The organism is Paraclostridium benzoelyticum (assembly GCF_001006285.1).
Classification (GTDB): Bacteria; Bacillota; Clostridia; order Peptostreptococcales; family Peptostreptococcaceae; genus Paraclostridium; species Paraclostridium benzoelyticum.
This window is the reverse complement of sequence record NZ_LBBT01000129.1, coordinates 1-15,474: the sequence shown is the minus strand read 5'-3', so window position 1 is coordinate 15,474 and position 15,474 is coordinate 1. Positions and strand designations below refer to the sequence as shown.

At 30.4% G+C, this 15,474-nt stretch carries 13 protein-coding genes and 1 pseudogene; 13 read left to right on the top strand and 1 reads right to left on the bottom strand.

The window, feature by feature from the left end; all coding sequences use genetic code 11:
- Positions 1-281 precede the first annotated feature (281 nt).
- From VN21_RS19300 to VN21_RS05535, 8 genes are all read left to right on the top strand, one after another.
- Entirely contained in the window at positions 282-1,340 is a 1,059-nt protein-coding gene (locus VN21_RS19300) for a C40 family peptidase (protein ID WP_052951989.1), read from the top strand.
- Entirely contained in the window at positions 1,294-1,635 is a 342-nt protein-coding gene (locus VN21_RS05565) for a C40 family peptidase (RefSeq protein ID WP_200898155.1), read from the top strand. Before VN21_RS19300 ends, VN21_RS05565 begins: the two co-directional genes overlap by 47 nt.
- A gap of 280 nt (positions 1,636-1,915) precedes the next feature.
- Entirely contained in the window at positions 1,916-2,842 is a 927-nt protein-coding gene (gene pyrB / locus VN21_RS05560; protein WP_046822432.1) for an aspartate carbamoyltransferase, read from the top strand.
- Positions 2,835-4,010: a dihydroorotase gene (locus VN21_RS05555; protein ID WP_046822431.1), complete on the top strand. Its 1,176-nt coding sequence runs from the start codon at positions 2,835-2,837 to the stop codon at positions 4,008-4,010. Before pyrB ends, VN21_RS05555 begins: the two co-directional genes overlap by 8 nt.
- On the top strand, positions 4,010-4,702 hold the full coding sequence (locus tag VN21_RS05550; protein ID WP_046822430.1) for a dihydroorotate dehydrogenase electron transfer subunit: 693 nt from the start codon (positions 4,010-4,012) through the stop codon (positions 4,700-4,702). The genes VN21_RS05555 and VN21_RS05550 overlap by 1 nt, the downstream gene beginning before the upstream one ends.
- Positions 4,695-5,597: a dihydroorotate dehydrogenase gene (locus VN21_RS05545; RefSeq protein WP_046822429.1), complete on the top strand. Its 903-nt coding sequence runs from the start codon at positions 4,695-4,697 to the stop codon at positions 5,595-5,597. The genes VN21_RS05550 and VN21_RS05545 overlap by 8 nt, the downstream gene beginning before the upstream one ends.
- A 173-nt stretch (positions 5,598-5,770) precedes the next feature.
- Positions 5,771-6,355, top strand: coding sequence for an orotate phosphoribosyltransferase (gene pyrE / locus VN21_RS05540; protein WP_046822428.1), 585 nt, complete (start codon positions 5,771-5,773; stop codon positions 6,353-6,355).
- Positions 6,356-6,614: 259 nt separating this feature from the next.
- Positions 6,615-9,263: a collagenase gene (locus tag VN21_RS05535; protein WP_052951988.1), complete on the top strand. Its 2,649-nt coding sequence runs from the start codon at positions 6,615-6,617 to the stop codon at positions 9,261-9,263.
- A gap of 106 nt (positions 9,264-9,369) precedes the next feature.
- Here VN21_RS05535 and VN21_RS05530 read toward each other — a convergent pair whose 3' ends face one another.
- Positions 9,370-10,254 (bottom strand): LysR substrate-binding domain-containing protein, encoded by an 885-nt coding sequence (locus tag VN21_RS05530; RefSeq protein WP_025161362.1) that lies wholly within the window; start codon positions 10,252-10,254, stop codon positions 9,370-9,372.
- 52 nt (positions 10,255-10,306) lie between these two features.
- On the opposite strand from VN21_RS05530, the gene murQ reads away from it, so the two are divergent.
- The 5 genes and pseudogenes from murQ to VN21_RS19230 form a co-directional block, all read left to right on the top strand.
- Entirely contained in the window at positions 10,307-11,152 is an 846-nt protein-coding gene (murQ, locus tag VN21_RS05525; protein WP_226896676.1) for an N-acetylmuramic acid 6-phosphate etherase, read from the top strand.
- 21 nt (positions 11,153-11,173) lie between these two features.
- Positions 11,174-12,535, top strand: coding sequence for a PTS transporter subunit EIIC (locus tag VN21_RS05520; protein ID WP_046822426.1), 1,362 nt, complete (start codon positions 11,174-11,176; stop codon positions 12,533-12,535).
- A gap of 162 nt (positions 12,536-12,697) precedes the next feature.
- On the top strand, positions 12,698-13,771 hold the full coding sequence (locus VN21_RS05515) for a MupG family TIM beta-alpha barrel fold protein (RefSeq protein WP_046822425.1): 1,074 nt from the start codon (positions 12,698-12,700) through the stop codon (positions 13,769-13,771).
- Between the two features lie 3 nt (positions 13,772-13,774).
- Positions 13,775-14,620 (top strand): MurR/RpiR family transcriptional regulator, encoded by an 846-nt coding sequence (locus tag VN21_RS05510; RefSeq protein WP_046822424.1) that lies wholly within the window; start codon positions 13,775-13,777, stop codon positions 14,618-14,620.
- Between the two features lie 414 nt (positions 14,621-15,034).
- Positions 15,035-15,474 (top strand): annotated as a pseudogene (locus tag VN21_RS19230) (hypothetical protein); the annotation flags it as partial.

The following is a 15,474-nucleotide window of genomic DNA, read 5'->3' as shown; positions in this document are numbered from 1 at the left end:
TGAAAAAAATAGTATATAATTAATATAAAAATGTATATTAAAAGTTATTTTGGATAAAATAATAAGTTTTTAAATATTATATACAAGATATAAGTTAAATATTGTTAATATAAGAATACTACATAACTTGTAACATTTATTTACAAAATGGTTACAGAGTTGTGACATATAAATACAAAAATGAAAATATCTTGTGTATTAGTATTTTATCCTACATAGGTTTCAGCTATGAAAATAACACGTAAGAAAACTTATGGTGAATTTTTGGAGGGAAAAACATTATGAAGAGAAAAATATTAGTACCAGTATTTGCATCATTTATGGCATTATCAATGAACGGGATAGCGCATGCAGACGATGCAAAAGTTGAGAAGGTAACAGATAAAAAAGACGTTAATGAAAAGAATGTAATAAATTTAAAAGACTATAAAGATGTAGATTTTAAAGTTGCAGAAGTTAAAGATGGAGTAGCTGTAAAAGTAAGAAAGCAAGGATCAGTTCAAACTATAGCATACTCAGGTGACCAATTTAAAATAGTTGGAGAACAGGATGGATGGTATAAAGTTCAATTAGACGACGAAACTGAAGGATGGATAGCGTCTAGATATGTTGATGTTAAAGCTGCTAATGCTTATATAACAGCAGATAAAGTAAATTTAAGAAAAGATGCTCATGTAGAGTCTGATATAAAAGATAACTTACCAGCTTCTACAAAAGTTCAAGTTTTAGGAACTGAAGGTAACTGGGTAAAAGTTAAAAATGGAGAAAATGAAGGATTTGTAAGAGATTTATACGTATCTGATAAAGCTCCAGTGGTAGAAGAAGAAAATAATCAATCAGATGTTAAAGATCAAAATAATGGACAAGCATCTGATAACAATCAAACAACAAACAATGATGCTGCTAATGGAAATGAAAGCAACAATGTTGAAAACAACGAAAACAATAACAACAATGATGTTGAAGAAAACAATGACAACAATACAACTGACAATGACAACAGTAATGTAGAAAATAATGAAAACAATAACAACAGCAACAATAATGTAGAGAATAACGAAAATACAAATAATAATAACAACAATAACAATAATAATAACAATAATAATAACAATAATAATAACAATAATAACTCAAGTAATGAAGAGAAACCGGCACCGCCAGCTAATAACTCAAATGCTGCTTCTGCTGTAGTTAGTATGGCTTATGCTAAGTTAGGATCTCCTTATGTATGGGGAGCTGAAGGGCCTAATAGCTTTGACTGTTCAGGACTTACTTCATATGTATTTAGAAATGCTGCAGGAGTATCTTTACCAAGAACTTCATCTTCTCGGGCCTAATAGCTTTGACTGTTCAGGACTTACTTCATATGTATTTAGAAATGCTGCAGGAGTATCTTTACCAAGAACTTCATCTTCTCAATACGGAGTTGGTAGATCTGTAAGTAAAGCTAATTTACAAGCAGGAGACTTAGTATTCTTCGCAACTGGTGGCGGAGGAGTAAGCCACGTTGGTATATATGTTGGTGGAGGAAACATGGTTCATGCACCAAACTCAGGAGATGTTGTTAAAGTTAGTAACATAAACTCATCTTACTGGCAAAAAGCTTACGTAGGAGCTAAGAGAGTATTATAGTATAGAATTTACAAGGATGTAGTTTAAAATAGATAGACGCTTTAGCAAATATATATGTTTTGCACCATCAAAGCTGAAAAGATGCTTTGAAATGTCGCTAAAACATATATATTTGCTTTCGCTATCTGTTTTAGATACATCCTTTTTTATATTCAATAAAGCCTAGATTTTTTGAAACTCATATTGACATCGTTTCTTAAAGGTGATAATATTCTATAAAAGAAAAAAATTAAAATACTTTTAAATTTAGTCCAGAGAGGCTAAAAAAGGAGGAACATATATGAAATTACAGGGAAGAAATTTAATCCAACCAGAAGACTTTTCGATAAATGAAATAGATGAAATTCTATCTTTATCTCAAAATATAATTGACAATCCGTCAAAATACTCACGAGTTTGTGAAGGTAATTTACTAGCAACTTTATTTTATGAACCATCAACAAGAACAAGATTTAGCTTCGAAGCTGCAATGAACAGATTAGGTGGAAAGGTAATTGGCTTTTCAGAACCAAATTCTTCATCAACAGCAAAAGGAGAAACATTAGAAGACACTATGGAAACAGTATCTTGTTATGCTGATGCTATAGTCATGAGACACCCAAGAGCCGGTTCAGCTTTAGAGGCGTCAAGGTTTGCTAGAGTACCATTTATAAATGCAGGAGACGGAGGAAATCAACATCCAACTCAAACACTTACAGATATTCTTACAATAAAATCACTTAAAGGAAATTTAGAAAATCACACTATCGGATTATGTGGAGATTTAAAAAACGGAAGAACAGTACATTCACTAGTTAAAGCTATGGCAAGATATAAAAATACTAAATTTGTATTTATATCACCTAAAGAGTTAGAAATGCCTCAATATATAAAAGAAGTTATAGCTGGGCACGAATATGTGGAAACTAATAGCTTAGATGAGGTTATAGAAGACTTAGATGTTCTTTATATGACTAGAGTCCAAAGAGAAAGATTTGAAGATCAAGAACAATATGAAAGACTTAAAGATTATTATATATTAACAACAGAAAAAATGAAAAAAGCTAAACCAGATATGTTAGTTATGCATCCATTACCAAGAGTGAATGAAATTGATACAGAGGTAGATAAAGATAATAGAGCGGTATACTTCGATCAAGCAAAATATGGAATGTACGTTAGAATGGCATTAATAATGAAACTTCTGGGGGTAGATAAAAATGAGTAAACTTCTTATAAAAAACGTAAAAATGATTGATTCTAGTATGAACTTTAAAGGAGATTTACTTGTTGAAAATGGTAAGATTTCTAAAATGGACTCGAACATAAATCCTACTGATATTGAAGGTTTAAAAATTATAGATGGAAAAAATAAGATTTTAATGCCGGCATTTATAGATTTGCACACACACTTAAGAGACCCGGGGTTAACACATAAAGAAGATTTAGAAACAGGACAAAAGGCAGCATTAAAAGGTGGATTCACAGTGCTTTGTCCAATGGCAAATACTAAGCCAGTTTGTGACAACGAACAGGTTATGGAATATGTGTTAAGAAAAGCTAAGAAATTAGATTTATGTGATATAAAGCAAGTTTGCGCTATAACAGAAAACCTTGAAGGTGAAGAAATTATAGATATAGAAAAAATGAGAACGTATACAGACTTATTCTCTGATGATGGATACACCCTTCACAATGAAAAAATAATGAGAGATGCACTTAGTTTATCTAAAAAATTAGATTTTAAAGTTCTAACTCATTGTCAGCCGGAATTTGAAATAGTAAAAAGAGATTTGAACATGCTTAAAGAGGTTGAAGGAAACCTTCATATCTGTCATATAAGTTTAAAAGACACTTTAGATGAAATTAAAAAGTATAAAAATGATGGATATAAGTTCACTTGTGAGGTAGGACCTCATCATATATTCGGATATGGATTAGAATATAGAGTTAACCCAGCTTTTGCAGAGGAAGAAGACATGAAACACTTAATTCAAGGAATAAAAGATGGATATATAGATATGATAGGAACGGATCATGCCCCTCATACAAAAGAAGACAAAGAAAAGGGAGCTCCTGGAATATCTAATATAGAAGTTGCATTCCAAATGGTAAACAAAGTATTTAATGAAAATAATATATCTTTAAATAAATTAAGTGAGATGATGAGTGCAAATCCTGCTAAATTACTAGGGTTAAATCAAGGATTAATAAAAGAAGGTTTAAGAGCGGACTTAGTTATAGTAGATCCGGAACAAGAAGAAGTTATAGATGTATCTAAGTTTGTATCTAAAGGAAAAAACAATCCATTTGATGGTCAAAAAGTTAGAGGGAAAATAATAATGACTATAAGAGATGGAAGAGTTATGTATGACGTAAAGGGGGATATGCAATAATGTACAAAATTTTAGAAAATAAATATATAGGCGAAGATATGTATTTTATGAAGGTAGAGGGTAAATTTGAAGCTAAGATGGGTCAATTTTACATGCTTAGAGCCTGGGATACATACCCATTACTTTCAAGACCGATAAGTGTTCATGATGTAAATGAAGATAGTATATCTTTTTTATACAAAGTTGTGGGAGAAGGAACTAAAATATTAAGCAATTTAAGAGTGAATGATGAAATTAAATTGGAAGGCCCTTATGGAAATGGATATGAAAATGTAAAAGGGAAGGTTGCGTTAGTAGGAGGAGGAATAGGTATAGCTCCACTATACCTAGTAGCTAAGAACATTGAAAACTGTGATGCATATCTAGGATTCAGAAAAGAAGCTATATTAGAAGAAGAATACAGTGAAGTATGTAATGAAGTAAACATAGCTATAGGAGACACTTTTGTTACAGATATATTAGATGTAGAAAAATATGATTATATATTAACTTGTGGGCCTACACCCATGATGGAAAAGTTAGTAAAGATGACAGAAGGAACTAATACAAAAATAATGGTATCTTTAGAAAATCATATGGCATGTGGGGTAGGAGCTTGCTTAGTTTGTACTTGTAAAACTAAATTTGGAAATAAAAAAACATGCAAAGATGGTCCAGTGTTCTGGGGAGAGGACGTGATATTCAATGGCTAATTTAAATGTTAAATTCGGAAATATAGAATTTAAAAATCCTTTAGTTATGGCATCGGGGACTTTTGGATTTGGAAAAGAATATGCAGAAATTTATGATATAGAAAAATTGGGTGGAATAAGTAGCAAAGGGCTTACATTGGAAAAAAGAGATGGAAATAAAGGGATGAGAGTTCATGAAACTCCATCAGGGATGATGAATAGCGTAGGACTTGAAAATCCTGGAGTAAGAGGTTTCATAGAAAATGAACTTCAGTTTTTTAAAGAACTAGATACGGTTAGAATTGCAAATTTAGGTGGAGGAACATTAGATGACTATATAAGCGGTGTAGAGTTACTAAACGACCAACCTATAGATATGATAGAATTAAATATTTCTTGTCCAAATGTTAAGGCAGGAGGTATAGCCTTTGGGATAAAAAATGAGGTTGCAAGGGAAGTTGTAAGAGCTGTAAGAGCAAAAACTAAACTACCATTAGTTGTAAAGTTATCACCTAATGCTGAAGATATAGTGGGGATGGCAAAGGTATGTGAGGAAGAAGGCGCAGATGGAATATCATTAGTTAATACTTTCAAAGCTATGGCTATAGATATAAATAAGAAAAAACCGGTATTTGAAAATATATATGCTGGGTTATCTGGACCTGCAATAAAGCCTATAGCTTTAAGAATGGTTCATGAAGTTTGTAAAGCAGTAAATATACCAGTAATGGGAATGGGTGGAATAGCTAATTGGCAAGACGCTATAGAGTTTATAATGGCTGGAGCTACTTGCGTACAAGTTGGAACTGCTAACTTTATAAATCCTAGAATTGGATTAGATATAATCAAAGGAATAGAAGATTATATGGATAGAGAAGGAATAAAAAGCTTAGATGAAATTAGAGGTATAGTTTAGGTAATTTTAATGAGGTAGCTACGGATGATAAATAGTTGTTTCAGTCGCTAAAGACCTAAAAAACATGGTCTTTAACGCTTCTTCAACAAAATATTTATTATCCTGCGCTGAGCTTAAGTTAAAATTACTGTGGATGAGGAAAAGAAAAAATAACTATAAGGGAGAATATAATTATGAGTAATGTAAATGTTGTTGAAATATTAAAAGAATGTGATGCTTTATTAGAAGGGCACTTTTTATTATCTTCAGGAAAGCATAGTAATAGATATGTACAATGTGCTAAAGTTTTAAGATTTCCAAATCAAGCTGAGAAAGTCTTAAGTACTGTAGTTGATCAAATAAAAGATTTAGGAATAGACTTAGTTGTTGGACCAGCTATGGGAGGAGTTATAGTTTCATATGAATTAGGGAGACAATTAGGAAAAGAATCTGTGTTCACAGAGAGAAAAGATGGAGAAATGCAATTAAGAAGAGGATTTGAAGTTAAGCCAGGGGCTAAGATAATAATAGCTGAAGATGTTGTTACTACTGGTAAGTCTACAATAGAAACAAAAAAAGCATTAGAGGCTTTAGGGGGAGAAGTTATAGGGGTTGCATGTATAGCAGATAGAACTAATCATGATATAGGAATGCCTATATACAGTGCAATAAAATTAGAAATACAAGTTTATGAAGCTGATGGATGTCCTTTATGTAAAGCTGGAGAGATAGATTTAATAAAACCAGGAAGTAGAGAATTTAAAGAACTAGGTATGTAATATAATTAGTGGGTTTAATTGGAAAATTAATTATCTCAGTCGCTAAAGACCTGAAAATACAGTCTTTAACGCTCATTCAATAATAAATACTCCAATTAAAACATAATGATAGCTACATTTGATGGGGAAAAAAGAAGGTAATAAATGATTAGTCATTTATTACCTTCTTTTTATTCGGAACGCTTATCCTTATTTACGCATATAGATAAAAGTATATCTTGTCTACAAGATTATATTTTAAAGCGCATAAGGAGGCATTATGAAGAAGAGACATTCTAAGTTTTTGATTTTTACTTTAGCTTTAGCTTTGGTTTTAACTAATTTAACATTCATTTCATTTGCAAATACTAAATCACCTAGTTCTAGTAATATTCCAGGTGATATAAACGCTATGCCTTTCCATATAGGTCAAAAGATTAAGCACGATACTAAGGAAAATCAGTTCAAGAAAGATTCAAATATTGAGCCTTTAGGAAAGCAAGATACACACGCAACACTTAAGTCAGGTAAGTCTGCAAAGCTAAGTAAGTCTGCTACTTATACCTATAATGATCTTAATAAATTAAGTTATAAGGAGTTAACAGATTTATTAGTTACGATAGATTGGTTTCAAATAAAAGATATTTTTGTTTATAATGAAGATGCTTACAAATTTTATAATGATGAAGCTCGTGTTAATGCAATTATTAAGACGTTAGAAGATAGAGGAGCAACTTATACTGCTACTGATGATAAAGGAATACCTACTTTGGTAGAAGTTTTAAGATCTGGTTTTTACTTAGCTTATTATAACGATTCACTTAGTCATTTATACGATAGATCTTATAGAGAAAAGTGTATTCCTGCCATGATTTCAATTCAGAAAAATCCTAATTTTAAGATTGGGGAGTCTGGTCAAAATAATGTTATTCAGTCTTTGGGTATGTTAATTGGAAATAGTGCTTGCAATGTTGATGTTGTGAACAATTGTATGCCTATTTTAAATCAGTTTAATAGCAGTTTAGATGCTAATTTAAAAGATTACTCAAAAACAAATGCTGTATTCCAAATCACTAAGGGGATAGAATATGATTTAAATTCTTATTTGTATCACTCTAATACAACTGCAGATAAATCACCTTGGTTTTCTAAAGTTGATGGATATATAGATGCTGTTACAAACTTTGCTATATTAACAAATGTAACTGATGATAATGATTGGTTAATTAATGCAGGGATGTATTATTGCGCTAAATTATCAAATTTCCATTCAAATTCAACAAATATTCAAAAGAAACTTGATAGCTGTTTAGAAATTTATCCATATTTATCTATTCAATATTTTGATGCAGTCGATTTTATTTCATATTATTTCAATGGGAAGTTAGTTGATGGAACTGTTCTAGATATTAATAAAATAAGAGAAGAGGGAAAATCACACTATTTACCTAATGTGTATACTTTTGAAGATTCATCTATGGTAATACGCACTGGTGATAAGGTTACGAAGGAAAAAGTTCAAAGATTATATTGGGCATCTAAAGAAGTAAAAGCGCAATTCCATAGAGTTATAGGAAATGATAATGAACTAGAAAAAGGAAATCCAGACGATGTTTTAACTATGGTTTTATATAATAGCCCTAAAGAATACAAACTTAACCAACCTCTATATGGATATAGTACTGATAATGGTGGTATGTATATAGAAGGTGACGGCACATTTTTTACTTATGAAAGAACTCCTGAGGAAAGTATATTCAGTCTAGAAGAGTTGTTTAGACATGAGTACTGTCATTATTTACAAGGTCGTTACATGGTTCCTGGTATGTGGGGAACTGGTGATTTTTATCAAGGTAAGGATTGGAGATTGACTTGGTTTGAAGAAGGTAGTGCAGAATTTTTTGCAGGGTCTACTAGAGATAATGATGTACTTCCTAGAAAATCTCAAGTTTCTGGTTTAGCAACTGATCCAGCGAAGAGATTTTCTACAGATAAATTACTTCATTCTAAGTATGGATCTTGGGATTTCTATTATTATGGTTTTGCATTTTGTGATTATATGTACAATAATAGATTAGATATATTTAATAATTTAGTTGATAACATTATATCTAATAATGTATCTGGATATGATTCTTATATAGAAACATTAAGTAAAAGTACTACAGTAGATCAAGGTTATCAAACTCATATGCAAAACTTAGTTGATAAGTATGATTCTTTGACAGTTCCACTTGTTTCTGATGATTATTTGGATACTCATGATGCTATTGATTTAAATAAAATTTCTTCTGATATTAAAAATATAGCTCCATTAAAAAATGTAAATATAGTTAGAGAAAAAGGCGAATTTTTTGATACATTTACTTTAACAGGAACTTATACAGGAGATACTTCTAGAGGAGAAGCTAAAGATTGGGAAGCTATGAATAATAAATCTAATGAATTTTTAAATTCCTTAGAAAAACTTCCTTGGTCTGGTTATAAGACTGTTACTAATTACTTTGTTGACTACAAGGTTAATAATAATAAATATGAATTTGAAGTTGTGTTTACTGGTATTTTACCAAAAGGTGAAGTTATAGAAGGTGATATTAAAGAATCTGAGCCTAATGATAACTTTGAAACTGCTAATTCAATATCTTTAGAAAAAGAAGTTAAGGGTTCTTTAAGCAAAGATGATACAAATGATGTGTTTTCTTTTGAAATTAAAGATCCTAAAACCATAGAAATAGTTTTAGACAATATAGACAATCACGGACTTAACTGGCTTTTATATAAATCTGATGATTTAAATAATTATGTTGCTTATCCTAGCATTGAAAATAATTTATTAAAAAATACTTATAATGCAGATGCTGGTTTATATTATTTATATGTCTATAGTTATGACTCTTTAGATAGTAGTTATACAATTAATATAAAATAAGTTATGAAATTTGAAAATGAATTAAAAGTGATAGTGTATATTAATTAAATAATAGACCTCGGAAGTGTATTGGTTATAAGACATTTCCGAGGTCTTTTATTTTCTTTTATTTTTCAAAATTTGAAAATTTATTTAACTCATCTATAAATAAAGTTGTTGTACTTGATGGTTTTATATCTTTTGGTGTTATAAAAGAGAAGTATCTATTGTAAGTATCATTTAAACTAACAGTTGCTAAAGAATCTCCTTCTGAGTCTGTTACCAATTTAGATATAATTGAAACTCCAAGATTGCTTTTTACAGCTTCTTTTACAGCATGATTACTTCCTAATACCATTATCTGTCTAGGTGTTATTTTATTATTACTTAAGAATATGTTTAAATATTCTCTTGTTCCAGAACCTTCTTCTCTTACTATCCATTTTTTATTTTTTATTGAATCTATATTAAAGTTTAATGGATCAATTTCTAAATCTGGAGAAAATGTTAAAATCATACTATCTTCAAAGAAGAATTTTTGATTGAAATCAAATGAAGTAAGGCTTCCTTCAACCAACCCAATATCTAGGTTTGAACTTTTTACTTTTTCACAAATTTTATGTGTATTTTCAACAAGCATTTCTACTTCTATATCTGGATATTTTTCAGAAAATACAGCTAAGAAGTTAGGTAAAAAGTATTCGGCAATAGTTAAACTAGCGCCTATCTTTATATGACCTTTGATTGAACTAGAAATACTGTTTAGTTCATCCTTTACTGACTCTATAGATGTTATTATTTCTCTAGCTCTTTTATATAATAAATATCCATTATCAGTTATAGATATGTTTTTCTGCTTAATAGATCTGTTTATTAGAGTTGTATTAAAATAATTCTCTAGATTTTTTATATGAGTACTTACTGTTGGTTGAGATAAATTTATACTTTCACCTGCTTTGGTAAAATTTTGATGTTCAACAACTGCTATAAATGTTTTAAACTCTTCTATCATTAAAAATTCCTCCTTGGATTAAATCATCAAAAAAAGTAATGGTTCATGAAATATAGATAAAGTATCAACTTTAGAAATGGTTAAGATGATAAATGAAGAAGATAAAAAGGTAGCAAATGCAATAGAAATAGAACTACCCCAAATAGCAGAAGCCATAGATGGAATAGTAGAGAGAATGCAAAAAGGTGGAAGGTTAATATATATAGGAGCAGGGACTTCTGGAAGGTTAGGAATACTAGATGCATCAGAATGTCCTCCAACATACGGAGTATCAGAAGAATTAGTTCAAGGATTAATTGCAGGAGGTCAAGAGGCTATATTTAGAGCTAAAGAAGGTGCTGAAGATTCTAAAGAGTTAGCTGTATTAGATTTAAAGGATAAAAGTTTAAATGAAAATGATACGGTAGTGGGTATAGCTGCATCAGGTAGAACACCATATGTAATAGGGGGATTGGAGTATGCAAATGAAATAGGAGCCCTAACGATATCAGTTACATGTAATGCAGATTCACAAGTAGCAAAGGAAGCTAAAATAGCAATATCTCCAGTTGTTGGAGCAGAAGTTGTAACAGGATCTACAAGATTGAAGTCAGGGACAGCCCAGAAGTTAGTATTAAATATGCTGTCAACAGGAAGCATGATAAAAATGGGAAAAGTATATGGAAACTTAATGGTAGATGTGAAAGCAACAAATGAAAAATTAGTTGAGAGATCTAAAAAAATAGTATGTGAAGCGACAGGAGTAAGTTTTAAAGAAGCAGAAACTATTTTAAAGAAAACTGGGTTTGATGTAAAGCTATCTATATTTATGATCTTGTCAAACTTAGAAAAAGAAGAAGCTAAAGTAATATTAGAAAAGAATAATGGATATATAGCAAAAGCTCTTAAAAATATATAAAAATAAATAGGAGGAATTGTAATGACAAACCAAGAAATAGCAAAGAATTTAATTGACTTAGTTGGTGGAAAAGAAAATATTAAAAGTGTACAAAACTGTATGACACGTTGTAGACTTGAACTATTTGATTATTCAAAAGTTAAAATGGAAGAATTGAAAAAGTCAGAAGGTGCGCTGGGAGTAGTTCAAGCAGAGGGGCAATTACAAATTATTTATGGACCAGGTAAAGTAAATAAAGTAACTGAAGAAGTTAACAAGATAGTTGGTAAAAAAGTTTTACTAGGTGATGATGCAATAAGAGAAACAAAAGATAAATTAAAGGAAAAGAATAATACGAAATTTAAAAATGCACTTAAAAAAGTTGGGAATATATTCATACCTTTAATACCACTATTTGTAGCATGTGGGTTAGTTTTAGCAGTTAATAATATTGCAGGAGTATATTTTGGAGAAGCATATACAAGTACAACTGCAGCGAAGATAATAGGATTAATAGGAAACGGAGTTTTTTCAGTTTTATCTGTATTAGTTGGATTAAATGCAGCGAAAGAATTTGGATCACAAATGCCTATGATGGGTGGAGTACTTGGAGGAATTTTATCATCTCCAGTACTTGCTGATATAAATTTATTTGGAATGACATTAACACCAGGTAGAGGTGGAATAATATCAGTAATATTAGTTGCACTATTAGCAGTTTATATTGAAAAAGGGTGTAAAAAAGTAGTACCAGATGTGTTAGACTTATTTATAACACCACTAGTAACACTAACAGTTTCAGTTTTAGTTGCATTATTAGTACTACAACCAATAGGTGGGTTTATATCTGATTCAATAGGTTTAGTAGTAGCAAATACTGTAGCATCAGGAAATATGCTAGTTTCTGTTATATCAGGAGCAGTGTCAGGAGCGCTATTCTTACCATTAGTTATGACTGGGATGCATCAAGCTTTAACGCCTATACATGCAGATTTAATAGCAAGTACAGGGGCAACAGTTTTACTTCCAATACTTGCAACAGCAGGTATGGCTCAAGTTGGAGCTACAATAGCAGTTTTTAAAAAGACTAAAAATAAAAGATTAAAAGAAACAGCAAAAAATGGATTAGTACCAGGATTTTTAGGTATAGGAGAGCCTTTAATATATGGAGTAACATTACCTCTTGGAAAACCTTTCTTAGGAGCTTGCTTAGGAGCTGGAATAGGTGGAGCGGTAATGGCATTTTTCAAAGTTGGAGCAGTTGCAATGGGGGTATCGGGATTACCACTTGCACTATTAATAGCTGATGGGAAAATGTTTGTATTCTTAATTGGAGTTGTAGCATCGTATGCAGGTGGATACTTCTTCACAGAATTATTAGGCTTTGAAGATCCAGTAGAATAAAAAATAGTAAAGGACTGACCTAAGGTTTGGGCACTCCAAATATAATACTAAGTTGTGCTCCCAAAGCTTAAAAGATGCTTTGAAGGTCGCTACAAATTAGCATTATATCTGGACCCAGCAAATAAGGTCAGTCCGTTTTTATATGACGAGGAGGAAGTAATTATGAGTTTAGGATTTTCAGTTTATTTTGGACTAGATAATACAAAAGATGAAAATATACAATTATTAAAAGATGCTAATGAGTTAGGATTTACTAGGATTTTCACATCGCTTCATATTCCAGAAGCTAATTATGATATTTTAAAAGTTGAAGTAAGAGAGTTTTTTGAATTAGCAAAACAATATGATATGGATATAATTAGTGATATATCTCCAAATACTTTTAAATTTTTAGATTTAGATAACATGGATTTAAAAGGATTAAGAGATATGGGAGTAAAAACTATAAGAATTGACTTTGGATATACAGAAGAAGAGATCTCTAATATGGGTAAAAATGATTATGGTATACAAATACAATTAAATGCGTCTACAGTAACAGAATCGTTTTTCAAAAACTTAGATAAATTTTCTCCAAATTATGAAAATATAGATGCACTTCACAACTTTTACCCAAGAATCGGAACAGGGATATCTGAGGAATGTATGTTAGAAAAGAATAAGATTTTAAATGATAGAGGAATAAAGGTATGTGCATTTGTTCAATCTAATAACAGAAAAAGAAGTCCATTAAAAGATGGGTTACCAACATTAGAAGATCATAGGAATAAAGATGTAAGACAAGCTGCAAATCATTTGTTTGCAATAGGAAATCAGTCAGTTTTTATAGGTGATTCACTTCCAAGCAAACAAGAGTTAAATGATTTAGCTAATCTTTTTGCTGAAGGAGTAGAATTAAGAATAAAAGTAGATACTAAAGAGAAAGTTTCGTTAAAATTATTAGAAGAAATATATAGTTCACGAACTGATGGAGCAAGAGATGCTATAAGAGCTAGTGAAAGTAGGTTAATATTAAATGGAAATAATATAAAACCTGAAAATACAGTAGATAAAAATTATGGAGATATAACTATAGACAATGAAGGATACAAGAGGTATATGGGAGAGCTTCAAATTTTAACTACAACTCAAGCTCACGATGCTAGAATAAATAAAGTAGCATCAGTTTTACAAGATGACTTTTATCTATTAAAATATATAAAGGATGGTAAAAAGTTTTATTTTAGAAAGGTTTAAGTTATGAATATTTTAGAGTATATAAAACAAAATTATGAAGATTTTACAGATAGCGAGAAGCTTATAGCTGACTATTTACTTTCTAATAATGAGAGTATAATTAATTTATCAGCTAAAGAAATAGGGGAAATAACAAATACTTCGGCAGCTACATTGATTAGATTTTCAAAAAAGTTAGGTTTTGAAAGTTTAAATGAAATGAAGTTAAAGTTATCTATGAGTTTAAGAGATATAAAAGAAAAAGCTGATTTTGAGTATATAAACAAAAAACTTGAGACAACAGATATAATATACGGGATAAAAAAATCGATTGATAAAGTTATGGATAAAACTGTAAATTTAATTCAAGAAGAAGATTTAGAAAAAGCGATAGAGTTACTTTCTAAAGCAAAGAATATATATATATATAGTGTTGGAGTTTCAGGATTAGTAGGACAAGATTTTTATTATAAATTAAGTAGAATAAATAAAAGATGTATAGCACATGTGGACACTCACTTACAAATTACTTCATCTATTTTAATGGAGCCTGAAGATGTAGCAGTTGCAATATCATATTCGGGAACGACAAAAGAAGTAATAAAGTGTGTAGAAAATGCAAATAAAAATAATGTTCCAGTGATAAGTATAACAAAGGCAAGCATAAGTAATAAATTGGAAGATTTATCTGATATAACATTAAAGGTTCCTTATGTAGAAAAATCTTTAAGAGAAGGAGCTATGAGCTCAAGAATATCTCAACTTGCGATAATCGATATGCTATTTATAGGTATGGCTAAAGAAAATATCGAAGAAGTAGAAAATAAATTAGTAGTAACAAGAGAAGCAGTAAAAGATTTAAAGTTATAAGTAAAGATAGGGATATAGTTGTATTTTGCTACACAAGCAAAAAGACGCTTGAAATGTAGCTAAAATACAACTATATTCCTATGCTTATTGTGGAAGAGAAGAAGAAGAGGATGTATTTTGCTACACAAGCAAAAAGACGCTTGAAATGTAACTAAAATACAACTATATCCCTATGCTTATTGTGGAAAAGAAGAAGAAGAAGGGTGTAGGTAGTTGATTTAAAACACTTAAAAGTCAAAGACTTTGGTGTTAAGAGTCAACTACCTACACCCTTCTTTACGATATAAAATAAATCCACAAATTATGAGAAACTAGTGAAAAATATGAAGGAATTTAACTAAAGGAAAAGCATCCAATTTAAGTGAATAGATACTATAAAACAAATAGAATAATATTAAGCAAAGGAGTTAACAAATGAATAAAGAAGGAAAAGTTGTAGTAGCCTCAACAATTTTAACAACTGCACTAGTTTCAGGGTTTACTTTATCACAAGCTCCAATTCTTGCAAATGAAGAATATAAAAGGATAGAGCAGCAAGAAGTAGTCTTAAAAAATAGTGAAGATAAGACTAATAAACAAGAAAATAAAAAAGAGGAAATCGTTAAAGAAGATGAAACTACGGACAAATCTAATAAAAATGAAAAAAAATATAAAAAAGATTATTACGTCAATAAAAATTCAAATGAGCAAACATCAATAAATTCTCAGTATAAACCTACAAATGAACAACAAAATCAAGTAAAACCTTCAGTAAAGCCTGAGGAACCGATAACACCGGAAAAACCAGTAGAACCTCCAGTAAAACCTGATGAACCAATAACACCGGAAAAACCAGTAGAACCTCCAGTAAAACC